At 35.2% G+C, this 446-nt stretch carries 1 protein-coding gene; it reads right to left on the bottom strand.

Annotated elements, in window-relative coordinates:
* Positions 1-446, bottom strand: a 446-nt coding sequence (locus PL9631_RS25520) for an ATP-binding protein (RefSeq protein WP_231516859.1), incomplete at both ends; no start/stop codon positions are given.

Here is a 446-nt window from a genome sequence, read left to right as displayed (position 1 = left end):
TTAACCTCAAATCCTAAAGGGGAAAGTAATTTTGTTAATAATTGGCAATTAATCGCTTTATCATCTACCGTCAAAATTTTGTAAGTCGGTTGATCGGGTGCTAGTGCTAATACCCATTGGGAATTAATTTGTTCAATTTTAGTTAATTCTTGACCTAATTGTACCACAATCGAAAATTGAAAAGTTGTACCTTTCCCTAATTCACTCTCTACCGTAATATCTCCTCCCATTAACTGCACAAATTGACGACTAATCGCTAATCCTAATCCCGTTCCTTCTTGGGATTCTCGTCCTGATTCGGTTTGGGAAAATGCCTCGAATAATTTAGTTAATTCTGCTTGAGAAATTCCTTTACCTGTGTCGCTAATTTGAAAATTTAAAGTCTGATTTTGGTTCTCTTTATTTTCCTGGCTATTAACCCTTAAAATCACTTCACCTTGAGATGT

This window comes from Planktothrix paucivesiculata PCC 9631 (assembly GCF_900009265.2).
Taxonomy (GTDB): domain Bacteria; phylum Cyanobacteriota; class Cyanobacteriia; order Cyanobacteriales; family Microcoleaceae; genus Planktothrix; species Planktothrix paucivesiculata.
Note: the sequence above shows the minus strand (reverse complement) of the source record. Positions and strands in the feature narration are given on the sequence as shown.